This is a genomic window from Paenibacillus agaridevorans (assembly GCF_018604145.1).
GTDB lineage: Bacteria > Bacillota > Bacilli > Paenibacillales > Paenibacillaceae > Pristimantibacillus > Pristimantibacillus agaridevorans.
Window position 1 is genome coordinate 4921717 of record NZ_CP075889.1, and the last position, 16440, is coordinate 4938156.

12 protein-coding genes and 2 pseudogenes are annotated in these 16440 nt (G+C 54.0%); 1 reads left to right on the forward strand and 13 read right to left on the reverse strand.

Annotated features, from left to right (window positions below):
- Positions 1–72 precede the first annotated feature (72 nt).
- Positions 73–1416, reverse strand: a complete 1344-nt coding sequence (locus KJW29_RS20065; protein WP_246608867.1) for a sensor histidine kinase — start codon at positions 1414–1416, stop codon at positions 73–75.
- Between the two features lie 5 nt (positions 1417–1421).
- Complete coding sequence (locus KJW29_RS20070; protein WP_246608299.1) at positions 1422–2129, reverse strand: response regulator transcription factor; 708 nt, start codon at positions 2127–2129, stop codon at positions 1422–1424.
- A 405-nt stretch (positions 2130–2534) separates the two neighbouring features.
- Between KJW29_RS20070 and KJW29_RS20075 the strand changes: the two genes are divergently transcribed.
- Positions 2535–3131, forward strand: a complete 597-nt coding sequence (locus KJW29_RS20075) for a hypothetical protein (RefSeq protein ID WP_214625892.1) — start codon at positions 2535–2537, stop codon at positions 3129–3131.
- Between the two features lie 1061 nt (positions 3132–4192).
- On the opposite strand, the gene KJW29_RS20080 is transcribed toward KJW29_RS20075, so the two are convergent.
- The 11 genes and pseudogenes from KJW29_RS20080 to fumC all read right to left on the reverse strand — a co-directional run bounded on the left by KJW29_RS20080 (position 4193) and on the right by fumC (position 16097).
- Positions 4193–4843, reverse strand: coding sequence for a fumarylacetoacetate hydrolase family protein (locus KJW29_RS20080; RefSeq protein ID WP_214625893.1), 651 nt, complete (start codon positions 4841–4843; stop codon positions 4193–4195).
- A gap of 157 nt (positions 4844–5000) precedes the next feature.
- Positions 5001–5663: an ATP-binding cassette domain-containing protein gene (locus tag KJW29_RS36860; RefSeq protein WP_425517569.1), complete on the reverse strand. Its 663-nt coding sequence runs from the start codon at positions 5661–5663 to the stop codon at positions 5001–5003.
- Between the two features lie 18 nt (positions 5664–5681).
- Positions 5682–5996, reverse strand: a pseudogene (locus KJW29_RS36865) (ATP-binding cassette domain-containing protein); the annotation flags it as partial.
- Positions 5997–6194: 198 nt separating this feature from the next.
- A pseudogene (locus tag KJW29_RS36870) lies at positions 6195–7028 on the reverse strand (ABC-F family ATP-binding cassette domain-containing protein); the annotation flags it as partial.
- A 206-nt stretch (positions 7029–7234) separates the two neighbouring features.
- The gene (locus KJW29_RS20090) at positions 7235–7393 is read right to left on the reverse strand and encodes a hypothetical protein (RefSeq protein ID WP_214625895.1); all 159 of its coding nucleotides are present in this window, start codon (positions 7391–7393) and stop codon (positions 7235–7237) included.
- Positions 7394–7406: 13 nt separating this feature from the next.
- Complete coding sequence (locus KJW29_RS20095) at positions 7407–7697, reverse strand: hypothetical protein (RefSeq protein ID WP_214625896.1); 291 nt, start codon at positions 7695–7697, stop codon at positions 7407–7409.
- Between the two features lie 409 nt (positions 7698–8106).
- Positions 8107–8676 carry a helix-turn-helix domain-containing protein gene (locus KJW29_RS20100; RefSeq protein ID WP_214625897.1) on the reverse strand — a complete coding sequence of 190 codons (570 nt, stop codon included), beginning with the start codon at positions 8674–8676 and terminating at the stop codon, positions 8107–8109.
- 76 nt (positions 8677–8752) lie between these two features.
- On the reverse strand, positions 8753–9733 hold the full coding sequence (locus KJW29_RS20105) for an NAD-dependent epimerase/dehydratase family protein (RefSeq protein WP_214625898.1): 981 nt from the start codon (positions 9731–9733) through the stop codon (positions 8753–8755).
- Positions 9734–9745: 12 nt separating this feature from the next.
- Positions 9746–10939, reverse strand: coding sequence for a glycine C-acetyltransferase (locus KJW29_RS20110; RefSeq protein ID WP_214625899.1), 1194 nt, complete (start codon positions 10937–10939; stop codon positions 9746–9748).
- Between the two features lie 508 nt (positions 10940–11447).
- Positions 11448–14396, reverse strand: a complete 2949-nt coding sequence (locus KJW29_RS20115) for an S-layer homology domain-containing protein (RefSeq protein ID WP_214625900.1) — start codon at positions 14394–14396, stop codon at positions 11448–11450.
- Positions 14397–14711: 315 nt separating this feature from the next.
- Positions 14712–16097: a class II fumarate hydratase gene (fumC, locus tag KJW29_RS20120; RefSeq protein WP_187101792.1), complete on the reverse strand. Its 1386-nt coding sequence runs from the start codon at positions 16095–16097 to the stop codon at positions 14712–14714.
- Positions 16098–16440 lie beyond the last annotated feature (343 nt).

A 16440-nucleotide genomic window follows, 5' to 3' on the forward strand; every position in this document is an offset into this window, starting at 1 on the left:
AACATTATGCATTCCTAATGAACCAAATGTGCAGATATTATGCAGAAAGGGCTGGCATCTCCTATCTTCCCCTTATTCCTTCATGACCGGCAGCGTTACGACAAAGCTGGCTCCCTCGCCATAACGGCTTCGTACCGCCGCCTCCCCGCCATGAGCTCGAGCGAATTCGCGGACAATGGCAAGACCCAGGCCAAGCCCCGTTCCGCGTCCTCTGCCGCCTTTGGCTGTTTCCGTTCCCCGATAAAAGCGGTCGAACACCCTCTCCAACTCCTCCTCTTCGATTCCCGGACCGTCATCGCTGACTGTAAGCTGGATCGAGCCTCCCGCTAACGCTAAATCTACCGTCATCAGAGATTGGGCATGACGGAACGCATTGCCGACAAGATTAATTAACAATTGCTTGATGCGTCCGCGATCTCCGTACATCGTTGCATCCGGAAGTCCCGTAATGTCATGCCGTATGCCGCGTTCCTCTCCGGCCGCCGAAAGCGTCTCCAACACCTCTACCGCCAGCTCAGTCATAGAAAACCAGGACTTGAACAGCGGCAGATGTCCGCTCTCCGCAAGCGCCAGCTCCTGCAGATCGCGGACGAGACGGCTTAACCGCAACGTCTCGTCATGAAGAACGGCAAGCTTGTCCGGCGCCAGAGGAGCACCTGACTGCAACGCATGATCCAGCGTGGCTCGCATAATGGCAATCGGCGTTCGAAGCTCGTGAGCGATATCCGCCACCATCGTCGTTCTGACCGTCTCCAGCTGTTGGTTGCGACGCAAGAGGTCTCCAATTTCTCCCTTCAAAGACGTCCAATCCCGCTCTCCGAAATCACCAGGCAAATGGCGAAGCTGCGCCATATACGTCTTCAATTCTTCCGCTAGACGCCGACCGGCCTGATCTTCCGTCCGATTCAACTTATGCTGAAGGATCAGACCGCAAGTCAATACGAATAACCCCGTCATGCAAGGAACAACAAATTTTATGAACCATGAATGGCCAAAGGAGGTAATGCTCGTCTCGGTATAGCCGACAATTCGACCTCCCGTCATAACCGGCAGCTTGCGTCCCCCGCTCCATTTATCGCCCCGCGAAACCCCTGCTACTTTCTCGTAATGATCATCATCGCCTGCATAGATCCGAACGGCGAAGTCGGAATCCGCACCATACACATACGCGTCTCGCACAAGCCGCTCCTGCAATCCGTCAAAGCCGCCACTCAACTCGACATACATGACTGCATAGCCGTTCCAATACAGCTCTGCCCTCTCCCGTTCCCTGCTCTCCATGCCCAGAAGTACAATTTGTACGATCCATCCTGTAAGCAAAGCCGCCACTATGCTAATCGCAACCAGTCGCAGCCGCTTTGCTGGTCCATTCCGTCCGCGTCCAATGGTCAAGCCGTCAGTCTGCGCGCCGTTCATCCCTGTCACCTAGCCTCTTCGGAAAACCGATACCCGATGCCATACACAGTCTCGATGTAAGGCTTCTCCGCTTCGTGATCGCCAAGCTTCTTGCGCAAATTGCGAATATGCGAATCAATCGTCCGCTCGTAGCCGATATAATCGTCGCCAAGCGCTTCGTCCATGAGATGGGTTCGCGTGAACACTCGTCCAGGATGGGAAGCAAGCTTCCAGAGCAGCATAAATTCCGTGCGAGTCAGCTCCAGACGGCGATCCTCGAGCTGCGCCGCATATTTGTCGTTATCCAGCAGCAGCAATCCTCGCTGTAATCGCATATCTTCGCGATGCCTTCCGTCCTCCCGGACGTTTCCCTTGGATGTGCGCCGCAATACAGCTTTCATTCTAGCGCCCAGCTCCCGCAGACCGAACGGTTTCGTCAAATAATCGTCCGCTCCCAGCTCCAGCGCCAGCACCTTGTCAAACTCATCGCCTTTAGCCGTCACCATAATAATGGGCAAGCCCCATTCCCGCTCGTTGCGCTTGCATAGATCCAGCCCGCTCTCTCCTCCGGGCAGCATCCAGTCCACCAGCAGCAGATCCGGCTTCTCTTCCCTAATGAGCGCCTCGGCTTCCGACAGCGTCGCCGCTCCGTGAACCTCGATATCTTCCCGCCGCAAATAATCCGCGCATTCCTTGAGCAGCTCGGTCTCGTCTTCGATCCATACGACCTTCAATCGGCTCCCCCCCTTAATGAGGTTGTTCAAAAAGTCCGCTTCCCATTACGAAGTAATCCTAGAAGCTTACTCGACGTCGAATATTGAATGCAGCCGAACCTTCCGGTGCTCACGTAGCTTCCACTACGCTCCGCTCCTCAGGTTCTAGCTTCATCCAATCTTCTTGGTACTGATAACCGAACTTTTTGAACTCGAATATAATGTAGACGATTATTCCATAAATTCACTCCGATGTCGATTGATCTTGCATCCGGTTGCAACACTTCGCTTTTTTGGCACGTTCTTAATGCATAAGGCAAGGTGAAACGGCTACGCCATCCTTTGGCGGCGCTGCGCGTTTCATTCCGAGAATGTATGGCGAAATCCTTTCCTATATTTTTTAATAAGACGAACAGGAGGATTCCTTTGAAAACAATAGGCAAACTCATTCTGCTGGCAGCTTTGCTGACCGGCATTGCGATGGCATACCTGCCTCAAACAACGTTCGCATGCAGTTGCGCGGAGCCGAAGCCTGTTACGGATGCCGCCGAAGGGGCACAAATCGTATTTGCCGGAAAAGTTGCTGATGTAACGGAGGCCAAAAGCAAACAAGGCTTTTTCATTAAAAATATCCAGTTCGAGACGGAGACCGTGTACAAGGGTGAAGCCGGCTCGCGTATGACGGTGTGGACCGGCAGCGGCGGCGGCGATTGCGGTTTCTTCTTCCAGCAAGGCATGTCCTACCTGGTTTATGCCTACGCTTCCGGCCCCGACGGGAACGGAGACGAACCGGGTACGGGGATATGCACTCGTACGAAGGCGCTCTCGCAAGCTCAAGGGGATCTTGATCTATTGGGTCAAGGAATGCCGCCGAACAAAGATCTCAATCAACGCATTGCCGATTCGGCGAAGGATATTGACGTCAAGCTTCCATGGCCCGTGCTTGCCGGCGTCGTTGCGGTAATAGCGGCAGGTATCGCGATTGGGTTGGTGCTGAGAAAGAAACGCGGCGCCGGACGTTGATACACGGCTAGTGCGATTCCGCTTGCCGTTGCATAAGGTGAACCGGCTTTCGCCGTCCTTTGGCGGTGCGGCACGTTCAATTAAGGATAAAACTACCCTCCGTACAGAAAACGATGGAGGAAGCAGTGGAGGAAGCTCGAGGAGCGGCAAGGCAGATAAACAGCTACGGTCGACGGCGGCGCACGGCTCTGTAACCCGATTTTTTCGGGTTACAGCTCACCATGTCGCTCCGCACGGCCCAGTAACCCGATTTTTTCGGGTTACAGCTCACAAAGTCGCTCCGCACGGCTCTGTAACCCGATTTTTTCGGGTTACAGCTCACAAAGTCGCTCCGCACGGCTCTGTAACCCGATTTTTTCGGGTTACAGCTCACAAAGTCGCTCCGCACGGCTCTGTAACCCGATTTTTTCGGGTTACAGCTCACAAAGTCGCTCCGCACGGCTCTGTAACCCGATTTTTTCGGGTTACAGCTCACAAAGTCGCTCCGCACGGCTCTGTAACCCGATTTTTTCGGGTTACAGCTCACCATGTCGCTCCTCGCGGCTCTAGTAACCCGATTTTTTCGGGTTACAGCTCACATTGTCCACTTGATTCCGGCTAACTTGGTTGAATTATAGCGGACTTATCCGCTATATCAGACGGTTGTGGCCGAATTCAGCTCGATATGGTGGATTTCTCCACTATCATGGAGCCGATCCGATCCGACTAGCTTTGGCATCCACGATTGTCGGTACCACCGACAAACTCGTGCGATTTGGTTTCATCTCGAGATAAATAGAGAAAGGATCGCGAGAAATGCTTTCCTATATTCCAATGAGAAATCAACTATCGAGGCCGTTCGAAATGAGCGACATCCAGCTTTGCAAAGCAAAGCCGCTTCGGAAGCATGAGGCAGGTTTTATCGCCAATAAGAAATCCGTTTTCGAGGACCGAAATCTTATACGTTCGCATGTGAAAAAAAGCTCGCCACGCTCGCTCCCTTAAGGGTGCTGAGTTTTGGCGAGCTTCTTTCATTTGTTTTCGCAACGGCGTTTCCTGTTCCCATTGCTCGGCAACGGAGTTTAATTCTTTAATGCCACCCTGCAAGCGCCCAGCTTCTGCTCGCCCCAGAACGCCTGGAGCGTTTCGCCGTCCCGAAGAGCGGCTACGCCCGCGGGCGTGCCCGTGAAGAGCAGATCGCCGGGGCCAAGGCCGTAGTTCGCCTCGATATGGTGGACAAGCGCGGTCACGCCGAACAGCATATCCTTCGCACAGCCGCGCTGAGCGACTTCTTCTCCGCGCTGCAGGGTGAACTCCGTCTCCGCAAGAGCTGCCTCGCCCGGGTACGGAATCCAATCGCCCAGCGGGGCCGAAGCCTTGAATCCTTTGGCCGCCAGCCAAGGATGCCCCTTTGCCTTAAGCTTCGACTGCACGTCGCGTAGCGTCAGGTCGAGCCCCAGCGTCATGGCGTCAAAAATTTCGTCTGTCGGAGCGCCTGGTTTGTACCCTTCTCCGACGCGCAACACGATCTCCAGCTCGAAATGAACCTCGCCGACGCCGCCCGGCAGCTCTACCGTGCTTCCATCCATCGCGGCTACTGCATGGCTCGGTTTCGTAAACACCATTGGGGACTCCGGCACTTCGTTGCCCAGTTCCAGCGCATGCAGCCGGTAGTTGCGGCCGATGCAGTAGATGTTTTTAATTTCTTTGGTTTCGACGGTATGCGACCCCATGCGAAAAGCCTCCTTTATTGAGAAAAACTTTTATCGAAGTACTTCGGTGATCAGCGACCTTCAGCTTTGCCAAGCAAAGCCGCTTCGTAAGCATAAGGAAGTTTTTATCGCCAATAAGAATTTGTTGTTCGGTAAGCCGAGCGCGTCATGGATTGGATCAGCCCTTCTTCTGCGCGGCAATCTCCTCCGCGAGCAGATTAAGCTCCGTCCACCGCTCCATAAGCGACTCCAGCTTTTCTTCCAGCTGCTGCTGTTTGGCGGCAAGCTCTTGAAGCCGCACCGAATCGCTGCTGGCCGCTTCCATTTCTTCGGCTACGGCGGAGAGCTCCTCCTCGGCTTCGGCGATCCAACCGTCGATCGCTTCGTAGTCCTTCTGATCCTTGTACGACATCTTGAGCGCGCGCTCGCGACCGGATGAACCACTCGCGGCCGCACTGCCTTGTGCGGCAGAAGCTTCGCTTGCGGAGCCGCTCGCTTTGCCTCCATTCGCGCCAGAACCTGCTCCGCCAGCGAATCCGCCCGACTTGCTGCTATTCCCTCCGCCGCCGGACATCGCTCCGCTGCCGCCTCCCGCTCCTGCGGCAGAGCGCTTGTCCGCATACTCCCGGTATTCCGAATAATTGCCGGTATGCTGCGTAATGACGCCGCCTTCTTCGAAGGCGATAATGCGATCCACCGTACGGTCGAGGAAGTAGCGGTCATGGGAGACGACGAATACGACGCCGGGGAAGTCGTCGAGATAATCCTCCAGCACGGTCAACGTTGCGATATCGAGATCATTAGTCGGCTCGTCGAGCAGAAGCACGTTCGGCGCGTTCATCAGCACGCGCAGCAGCTGCAAACGCCGCTTCTCGCCTCCCGACAGCTTCGAGATCGGCGACCATTGCAGCGCCGGAGGGAACAGGAACCGCTCCAGCATCTGGCCGGCGGAGATCGTCGTGCCGTCCGCCGTCTTCACCTGCTCGGCATCCTCGCGTATATATTCGATAACGCGAAGACTTTCGTCCATCTCCTCGCGCTCCTGCGAGAACCAGCCCAGCTTTACGGTCAAGCCGCGCTCCACCGTTCCTTCGTCCGGCTGAATCTTCCCGGCCAGAATGCGAAGCAGCGTCGACTTGCCGCTGCCGTTGCGTCCGACGATGCCGACGCGATCCTCCGGCACCGAGATATAGCTGAACCCGGAGAAAAGCTGGCGATCACCGTAGCTTTTGCCTACATCCTCGGCTTCGACGATCTTCTTGCCCAGCCGCGATGAAGCCACCGACAGCTCCAGCTTGCCGTCCGCTCCCTTGGGTCCTGCCGCCTTAAGCGCCTCGAACCGGTCGATCCGCGCCTTCTGCTTGGTCGTCCGGGCCTTTGCTCCCCGCCGAATCCACGCCAGCTCATTGCGCAATAAGTTCTGGCGCTTCGCTTCCGATGCGGCCTCCCGCTCCTCGCGCTCCAGCTTGAGCTCCAGAAAGCGGCTATAGTTCGCCTGGTAGAAATGGGCTTGTCCGCGGTCCAGCTCGATCACGCGGTTGCTGACCCGATCAAGGAAATAGCGGTCATGCGTAATCATGAGCAGCGCGCCGCGCCGTTTCTGCAGCATCCCCTCCAGCCAGGCGACCGACTCATTATCGATATGGTTCGTCGGCTCGTCCAAAATCAGCACGTCGGATGGCAGCAGCAGCGCCGCCGCCATGGCTACCCGCTTTCGCTGGCCGCCCGACATCGTCTCTACCTTGGCGCCATGATCGTGTATGCCCAGCTTGGAGAGCGCCGTCTTCGCTTCGTTCTCGAGTCCCCACGCGTCCAGTTCGTCCATTTTCGCGTTCGCCGCGATCAGCTCCTGCTGCAGCTTCTCGCTGCCCGCATTTAGCCCGATAGCTTCCATGGCCGCCGCATAAGCTTGAACCGCCCGCAGTTGCGGGGAGTCCCCGCCCAGCACATGCTCCAGAGCCGTCTCCCCAGCCGCGAATACGGGGTCCTGCGACAACATGCGGATGACAACCCGATTTCCCACCGATACGGTTCCGGAATCCGGCTGCTCCAGCCCTGCGATGACCTTTAGAAACGTTGACTTGCCCGTGCCGTTGACGCCGATGATGCCGATTTTGTCTCCGTCCTCGACCCCGAACGTGACATCCTCGAACAGCAGCTTCTCGCCATAGCTTTTTGTTATATGTTCAACCGATAATAGATGCATGAGCAAACCTACTTTATATTTAGTATGAAACGATGGAAACCATAAGTATCATACCATAATCGGCGGCAACCACGCGACGCTTGTGAGCGCAAGGCTCGATCACTCCAAAAAAATAAAGAGAAGTATCTGGCCTATGACCAAATCCTTCTCCCCGGCATACCACTTATTCATTATGAACTCCCCCGCGGCACACCGCGCTTGCGCAACTAATCGATCAACCAGCCGCCGCGAGAAACTTGATAGGTAAACCGATCATCGTCAAAGTCCAGCCCGAATCCCGCTTTGGGCGGAACTAGAAACATTCCGTCTTGCACGGAATAGGCGCTGTCGTCCATCCCTTCGATCGCAATATCGTCCCATTCCACGAATTGAAAACCTTTAAGCCAGGAGAATCGGAAACGGAAAACCGACGACGAGCCGGAGCAAGCTTAGCCACAATGTGTTAAGAATGATGTCCGTTGTCAGGGGGTTGCTAAAGATCAGGCGGAAATTGTCGAGGCCGACCCAGGGACTGCGTACGATTCCGTCATGAAGATTGTAATCCTTGAACGCGATCACGAGCCCCGCCATTGGCGTGTACTTGATTAGAAGATAAAACATCGCTCCCGGAATAAACATCCATAAGAGCGGCACATTTTGTTTGAACCGTCTACTTGCGCTTGTTCCCATACGTCACCTCCTGGTTGCTCGCAAAGCCCGTTTTCATTTCATCGTACCTCCTCCGTCCGACAATAATTGGATGTGTGCTTATCGCATTCGAGTTCCTATTCATCATTGAGCTTTTGGAATGCCGCGACAAGATACAATAAAAACGAAGCTAAACCAAATGAGGAAAAAGCGTACTAAACACTTTCAATCGAATAAACATTTTCAGCAATTTTCCCTTGAAAGCCTGATTAAACAAGAAGAAACGGCTGTCGCTGCCCTTAGGCGGCACAGAGCGTTTCATTGCGGGAAATAGAGGTCAGGTTTAAAGAAACAAAAAAAGCGGCAGTCTTGGACGAGTAATAAAGTCCAAAACTGCCGCTTCGCTATTATACTGACGTTTTCCGTTCATTAAGCTGTAATGAAATACCGACTAACCTCGCGCCGCAGCGTCCGCATAAAAAATGACCGCAAAAAACTTCGCCGTCTCCTCGCCATGATTCCGGTACGTATGGGGCCGATTCGCGTGGAAATGAACGGCGCTGCCTGCCGGCACTTCGTAGCGTTCATCCCCGTGCTCCAGCTCCAGTACGCCCTGCTGGACAAATAAATACTCCTCTACGCCGTCGTTATGGGGCTCGGAGACATGCTCGCAGCCCGCCGCTATATCGACCAGGTAGGATTCGAATTTGTTCCGCAGCCGATACGGGAACAGCGGAAATGTCCGGTACGCGCCCTCTTCTTCCGCAAACGACTCCAGATCTCCAGGCGTCGCGATTGTGACGTCCGAATCCACCTCTTCGATCAGCGTCGTAAAAGAGATGCCCAGACCGTTTACGATACGCCATAGCACCGAAATAGTCGGATTGGAGTCTCCCCGTTCGATCTGGCCCAGCATCGCTTTGCTCACGCCGGTCATCTCGGCGACGTTGTCGAGGCTGAGGCCCCTCGACTTCCGGATGGCGTGCAAATTTTTGCCAACCTTCTTATGGATGGGCTCCAAACGGAATCGGCCTCCTCGCATTATCGTTTTGTCGTTTCATTCTAGCCTATCATGAGAAAAACTTCAATCGTATACACTATTGCGGCAACAAAATCGAGCCTCCCCCGCTACCAAGCAGTTTGCGGGAAAGAGTCGTCAGCATCTCGTCGGTCGTCCGGTCCAGATCATATGCGGGTCGGAAACCCCACTCCTCGCACGCGGCCGAAGCATCGATCGCGTCAGGCCAACCGTCCGCAATCGCCTGGCGAAGGGGATCGATATGGTAGAGGAGCTCGAAACCCGGCAGCTTTCTTCGGATGCTGGCCGCAATCGCTTCGGGATCTATGCTCATGGCCGTTATGTTATAGGCATTGCGGCGCTTTAGCCGGGAAGCGTCGGCTTCCATCAACAAGGCGACGGAAGCGATCGCGTCCGGCATGTACATCATATCGAGGAACGTTCCTTTCCCGATATAGGAAGTATAACTTCCGATTTTGAAAGCTTGAACGTACATCTCGACGGCGTAATCGGTCGTTCCGCCGCCAGGAGGGGCGGCATGCGAGATCAAGCCGGGAAACCGCAAGCCTCTTACGTCTACGGCATACTTCCTGTAATAATAGTCGCATAACTGCTCGCCGGCCGCTTTGCTGATCCCGTACATCGTTCCCGGACGCAGCGGCGCGTCCTGCGGCGTGCCTTGCCTGGGGGCGTCCGGTCCAAAAGCGGCGATCGAGCTCGGCACGAACAATTGACAGCCCAGCTCACGGGCCGTCTCCAGCGCGTTCAGCAGCCCTCCCATATTCAGCTGCCAGGCGAACAATGGCTTCGCTTCGGCCGTCGCGGACAGGAGTGCCGCCAGATGGATGATCGTGTCGGCCCGATGGGCCCTGGCCGCCTCATAAAACGCCCGTCCGTCCGTGACGTCCAGCAGCTGGAAGGGTCCGCCTTGCGCCGCCTCGCTCCGGTCTTCCCGAACGTCCGTCGTCAAGACTGCGTCACTCCCGTACAATTCCCGCAGCCTGACCGCGAGCTCGCTCCCGATCTGTCCAAGCGCACCGGTCAACAGTATTCGTTTCATCCCGCCTTCCTCCTATCCAATGATTCCGAGTTCGCGGCCCGCCTTCTCGTATGCGGCGAGCGTACGGTCGAGCATTTCCGATGTGTGCTCGGCAGTCGGCATATTTCGGATGCGCCCCGTTCCTTTAGGCACGGTTGGGAACACGATCGCTTTGGCGTATATGCCTTCCCCGTACAGCATGGCACTGAAACGCTGCGTCTTCCCTTCGTCTCCGATGATACACGGAGTGATAGGCGTCTGAGTCGGGCCGATGGAAAATCCCAGCTTCCGGAGACCGTTCTGCAGATAGGCCGCGTTGCTCCACAACCTCTCCTGCAGCTCCCGGCTCTCTTGCAGCCGATCGATCGCCGCGATGCTTGCCGCAACCGCTCCCGGAGGGAGCGACGTCGAGAAGAGGAACGGCCTGCTGCGCGCCTTGAGCCAATCCGCAACCGATTTGGAGCATGCCACGTACCCTCCGACGACGCCGACGGCCTTGGACAGCGTGCCGATCTGCAGATCGACGCGGCCGGATAACCCGAAGTGCTTCACGGTACCCGCACCGCCGCCGAGTACACCCGAACCATGGGCATCGTCCACATAGGTGATCAGGTCATAGGTCTCCGCGATATCGACAATCTCGGGAAGTTTAGCGATGTCGCCATCCATCGAGAACACGCCGTCCGTGATGACCATAATCTTTGCGTATTGGCCCGATTCTCTGGCCTCCCTCGCCTTTCCTCGCAGATCGTCCATATCGGAGTGGGCGTACCGGATGACCTTCGCCTTCGTCAATCTGCAGCCGTCGATAATGGACGCGTGGTTGAGCTCATCCGACAGAATCGCATCCCCTTCGCCCATGATGGCCGAGATTGCCGCCATGTTGCAGTTGAATCCCGATGGATACGCGACTGCTGCTTCCGTCCCTTTGAACGCCGCCAGCTTCTCCTCCAGCTCGACGTGGAGAGACATCGTCCCGTTAATCGTCCGGACGGCGCCGCTGCCGACCCCGAATTGTATCGTAGCCTGTACGGCAGCGTCCACGAGCCCCTTGTCGGTCGCCAAACCCAGATAGTTATTGGAAGACAAGTTCACGAACGACCGGCCTCCCATTCGGATAACCGGACCGTTCGCGCTCTCCAGCGGTTCGATCGTGTTGTATAACCCCCGAACCTTTAGATCGGCCAATTGAGCGTTTATAAACGAAGACAAAGTAGAGCTCCCCATTCGAATTCCCCCATTCGTCGCTTGGACAACTTGTATGTGATAGTATATTTTATTACACTATCACATTTATATGTTATACTACATAAATGTGCGATATATTGCAAGACAATTAAAACATCTTTCGAGCCCGCATCTTTCATCCGACTGCCCAGACGTCGGGGCCTTTAGCGGCAAATGCTATAACGCCCCTCATTTTACAGACAACGCAGTAATGAGAAAAGCCGTCAGAGTAGATCACCCTGACGGTCTTTGCTGCTTTGGCAGGCAGTTTGTCGGTGTCACCAACAAACTCGTGCGATTTGGTTACTTTCAGCACCCATGGACCTATAATTCACCAACAAAGACAGGACCGCAAATAGCGATCCTGTCTTTGTTGGTATCTGTTTATTAAATCAAATCCGCTTGCTTGAGCCGGCGCTGAACGAGAATCGCGGCTTCCGCCTTATATACGCTAATATTTTCCGAATAACGCGAATAGGAGGCGTCTCTTATTACGTGCCGCGTTTGTTTATATCAGTTCGGATTTCTTAAGCAGTCTGCGCACAATTAAGGCAACTTCCGCACGTGTGATGTTCTCGTTTGGGGCAAGCATTGAATCGGAACGACCGGTAATAATCCCAGCTGTCACAGTGTTTGCAATGCCGTCCTTCGCCCATTCTGAAGCGGAGGATACATCCTCGAACAGTTGCAATGCGGCATCGATTGATACGGAGGGCAGCTTCGCTTTCAGTCCAGTTATTGTCATCGCCCTGGAAAGAATCGTCATAGCCTGCTCACGAGAGATCAGATCTGCAGGCCTGAACGTGCCATCCGTATACCCGTCGATCAGTCCATATTCATACGCCGTCAATACCGCATCGGCGTACCACGCTCCCTCAGCTATATCGCTGAACGGCGAAGTTTCATTTTCCGGCTTCAACCCCAGTCCACGTACCATGATCGCCGCAAACTCCGATCGGGTAATAGACGCATCCGGGTTGAACAATCCATTGCCCGTTCCTTCTACAACCATTCTCGAGCCCATATCGTTCACTGCTTCGCGGGACCAGTGATCGATAACATCATTAAATTCGATTGGATGCCAGATTACAGTATACGTACTATTTGTCAAGCTGTTGACAAGAACGTAATAGCTGCCGTTCTCCATAGTTACTTTCGTCGGTACATGTCGAACCGCACCATCAGCATCAATGACGATTGCAGTTGTGATTTTAGCGGGATCGACACCATCCGGTATCGTAATCTTACGCTCAATGTATGCAACAAACTTCCCAATTTCTACCATTGAATCACCATATAGGACCTTGACAGAAAAGTCCAACGGCGGAACTACGATAGAGAAGTTTCTGGCTGCCGCCGAGTTTTCCACGATCCTTCCCATTTCCTCCGAAGAATACGCAATTTCGATCTGGATTTTAATATCCTGCAATTGTACATCTTGTCCAAACTGTTGCGAAATTGCGGCGATATTGATCTGCTGTGCCGGCAATCGGTATGAAGCATGATCCGTTGCAAATTCAATGACTGCCTGTTTCTGCTCCAAACTGGAGATCATCCGTCCGTTCAATTCACCGATCAAGACATTCGATGTTGCTCCTACAGGGATTCTGATAACTGCCCCCTGCTGTTCCTCATCTAGTCTTGCTTGCAACTTCTGTTCATCTACTAAGATAGTGGTAACAGAGCGGTTATTGATATAAGTGGTTACAGACGTCCCGGCACTTACAGGCTCATCGTTCACGAATACGATTACTGACGTATTTGGTGTATTCGGTACATACGACTGTGTATACACATAGAGTCTCATAGTAGTTGCAACGCTTATGTTTCCTGCTTCGTCTTCTGCAGTAAGGCTAATCTCGTATGCACCGTCGGACCAATTCGTCTCCGGGCTCCATATCCAAGCTCCCAGACTGTCGGTTGTAACATAGTGCTCCACATCGTTTACCTTAATCACGATCGCGCTGTTTGGCTCTGCGGTTCCATTAAATTGCGGCCGTCTATTGGTGGTGTAGACTCCGTCAGCCGGACTCGTAATAATCGGAGCCCCCGGTGCTGTTGCATCATACTCAATAGTGTGCGGTTCTGCGGCTTTATTCGGATTATTAAGCATACCCTCTGCTACATTTGCCTCAATATTTACAGTGACAGCGCCATCTGAAGATGGTGTAATCGTTGCTGTAAAATTCTGATTGTCACTGGTCTGCAGATTGCTCGCTGCGCCATTCGTGACCGTAATATCCGTCGGTTCGAATCCGATAACAGGTTCGCTGAACGAAACCGTGACGGTGTACGATGCATTGTTTGTCGGATTGTTCTCTGTGGATGTAATGGATACATTAGGCGCCGCATTGACCGTATAGGTGACGATGAAGCTGTCGCTGAGTCCGCCGTTAGCCGTGACGGTTACCGTCTCCGTATAGGTTCCGGGCAGCAATCCGGCTTTTGGACGTATGATAAGCGATACCGAGCTAGTTCCGGCCCCGATAGTCGTCCCGAGGGTGCCGTGCACAAAATTCGTCGTTGCGCCGCCGCTAAACGCGAGGTTCAACCCCGTGATCGTACCGCCGATATAACCGACTTTATTGATAGAGAAGGACTCGCCATTATCGTTAAGTAAATACCCTTCCGTCTTGGCCGGAATCGTTAACGTACCGTCCACCGACAACGAGAGGGTCGGCGCTGGCGCCGCATTGACCGTATAGGTCACGACAAAGCTGTCGCTCAGTCCGCCATCCGCCGTGACGGTTACCGTCTCCGTATAGGTTCCGGGCTGCAATCCGGCTTTTGGACGTATGATAAGCGATACCGAGCTAGTTCCGGCCCCGATAGTCGTCCCGAGGGTGCCGTGCACAAAATTCGTCGTTGCGCCGCCGCTTAGGGCGAGGTTCAACCCCGTGATCGTACCGCCGATATAACCGACTTTATTGATAGAGAAGGACTCGCCGTTATCGTTAAGTAAATACCCTTCCGTCTTGGCCGGAATCGTTAACGTACCGTCCACCGACAACGAGAGGGTCGGCGCTGGCGCCGCATTGACCGTATAGGTCACGACAAAGCTGTCGCTCAGTCCGCCATCCGCCGTGACGGTTACCGTCTCCGTATAGGTTCCGGGCTGCAATCCGGGCTTTGGCCGAATGTTGACGGATATCGAGCTTGTACCGGCCTCCATAGTCGTCCCAAGGCTGGCGTGATTAAACTTCGTCGTAGCGCCGCCACTAAGCGCGATGCTTAGTCCGGTTATGACCTCAGAACTTGGACCGTTCTTAATAATCGAGAAGGAATTATCATTATCGTAATATGAATAACCTTCCGTTTTTGCAGGAATCGTTAACGTATCTTCCACGGACAGTGAGAGGGTTACGGGCGCGGCTACGACTGTACCCGAATACTGAATGATATTCACTGTCAAAATAATGGCTAAAAAAATCGCCATCTTGGCGCGAAATTTGTTCATGAAATCTCTCCTTTTTCAAATATCAAAAATTTTATAACTTGAGACAATCAACCGTCCCCCAATCAGAAGTACTGTTCCTCGCTAAATCAAATCGCGTTTAAATCTTGTACGATTTCTAGGAAGCTGAGGCTAGTAACTTAGAACTAGAACCCAATCTATCATTTTCTACAAAAATTGCTAATTTCCTGCTCTAAAATACAAAGAAAATTTAAAAGTTGACCGTGGGCTCGAGCTCGACGAACTAATTGCAGCGAGCACAAAAAAAGGCCTCCGTCTGCAAAACAACGGAAGCCTTCCCGGTATTCCATATTCAAATTAGCGTTTGCCGATCATGTTCTCCGGACGGACGTACTGGTCGAACTGCTCCGACGTCAGAAGGCCGCTTGCGATTGCGGATTCCTTAAGCGTCAGCCCTTTTTTGTGCGCGTTCTTTGCGATAGCCGCCGCGTTTTCGTAGCCGATATGCGGGTTGAGCGCCGTAACCAGCATCAGGGACTGGTCCAGATTACGTTTGATGACTTCTTCGTTCGGCTCGATGCCGACCGCGCAGTTGTCGTTAAACGAAATCATGGAATCCGCCATCAGCGCCACGGATTGAATGAAGTTGTACAGAATAACCGGCTTGAACACGTTCAACTCGAAGTTGCCTTGGCTCGCCGCCATGCCGATCGCCGCGTCGTTGCCGATAACCTGGCAAACCGCCATGGTCATGGCTTCGCTTTGCGTCGGATTGACTTTGCCCGGCATGATGGAGCTGCCCGGTTCGTTCTCCGGAATGGAAATTTCGCCGATGCCGCAGCGCGGACCGCTGGCCAGCCATCTGACGTCGTTGGCGATCTTCATCAAATTCGCTGCCAGCGCTTTGATCGCGCCGTGCGTATATACCATTTGGTCATGGCTCGTCAAGGAATGGAACTTGTTGCGCGCCGTTATGAACTTTTTGCCCGTCAGTGCCGTTACTTCCTCGGCTACCGCGACCGCGTAATCCGGATGAGCGTTAAGGCCCGTGCCGACAGCCGTGCCGCCAAGCGCCAGCTCGCGCATCGTGTCCACGCTCTGAATGAGCATCGCGCGCGTGTTGTCCAGCATGGAGTACCAGCCGCTGATCTCTTGGCCGAACGTAATCGGTGTCGCGTCCTGCAGGTGGGTACGGCCGATTTTTACGAGATTGTCGAACTTCTCCGCCTTCGCGCGAAGCGTGCCGTTAAGCACGTCCAGCGCAGGGATGAGCCGGTCTTCGACCGCGATGACGCCCGCGATATGCATAGCCGCCGGGAATGTATCGTTCGAGCTTTGCGAGCGGTTGACGTCGTCATTCGGGTGAATGCGCGTTGCGCTGCCGCGAGCTTCTAGAATTTGGTTCGCGCGGCGCGCGACCACTTCGTTGACGTTCATGTTCGTTTGCGTCCCGCTGCCAGTCTGCCAAACAACGAGAGGGAATTCAGCATCCCACTTGCCGCTTAGAATTTCGTCGACGGCTTCGCCAATGACCGCTGCCTTCTCCTCATCCAGCACGCCAACCTTCAGGTTCGCGAACGCGGATGCTTTCTTAACGATCGCCATGCCGTAGACGACCTCGAGCGGCATCTTCTCGCCGCTGATTTTAAAGTTTTGCAGACTGCGCTGCGTCTGCGCCCCCCACAGCTTATCCGCGGGAACTTGAATTTCGCCCATCGTATCCTTCTCAATCCGGTAATCCATTACAGCAACGTCTCCTTTGCGTTAAAAATGATTCCTTCTTGCAATACAATACATGTTCAAAAAGTCCGGTCTCACTTCGTAATGGGAAGCGGACTTTTTGAACTACTATAGTAAATAACCTCTTTCATTTATAACGCTTATCGGACGCAGAAGCAAGCCGGAGCCTTTATTTCAACACCCATTCCTGCGCTCTCTTGCGCTCCTGCCAGAACCGGCGGTAAATGCCGTCGCTGGCGATCAGCTCGAGATGATTGCCGTAGGCAGCGCTTGTAAAACCGGAAAAAACCCGCGGGATTTTTCTCTTTTTTGCAGCCGGTCATTCCCTTATGCTTAGTGTCGAGAT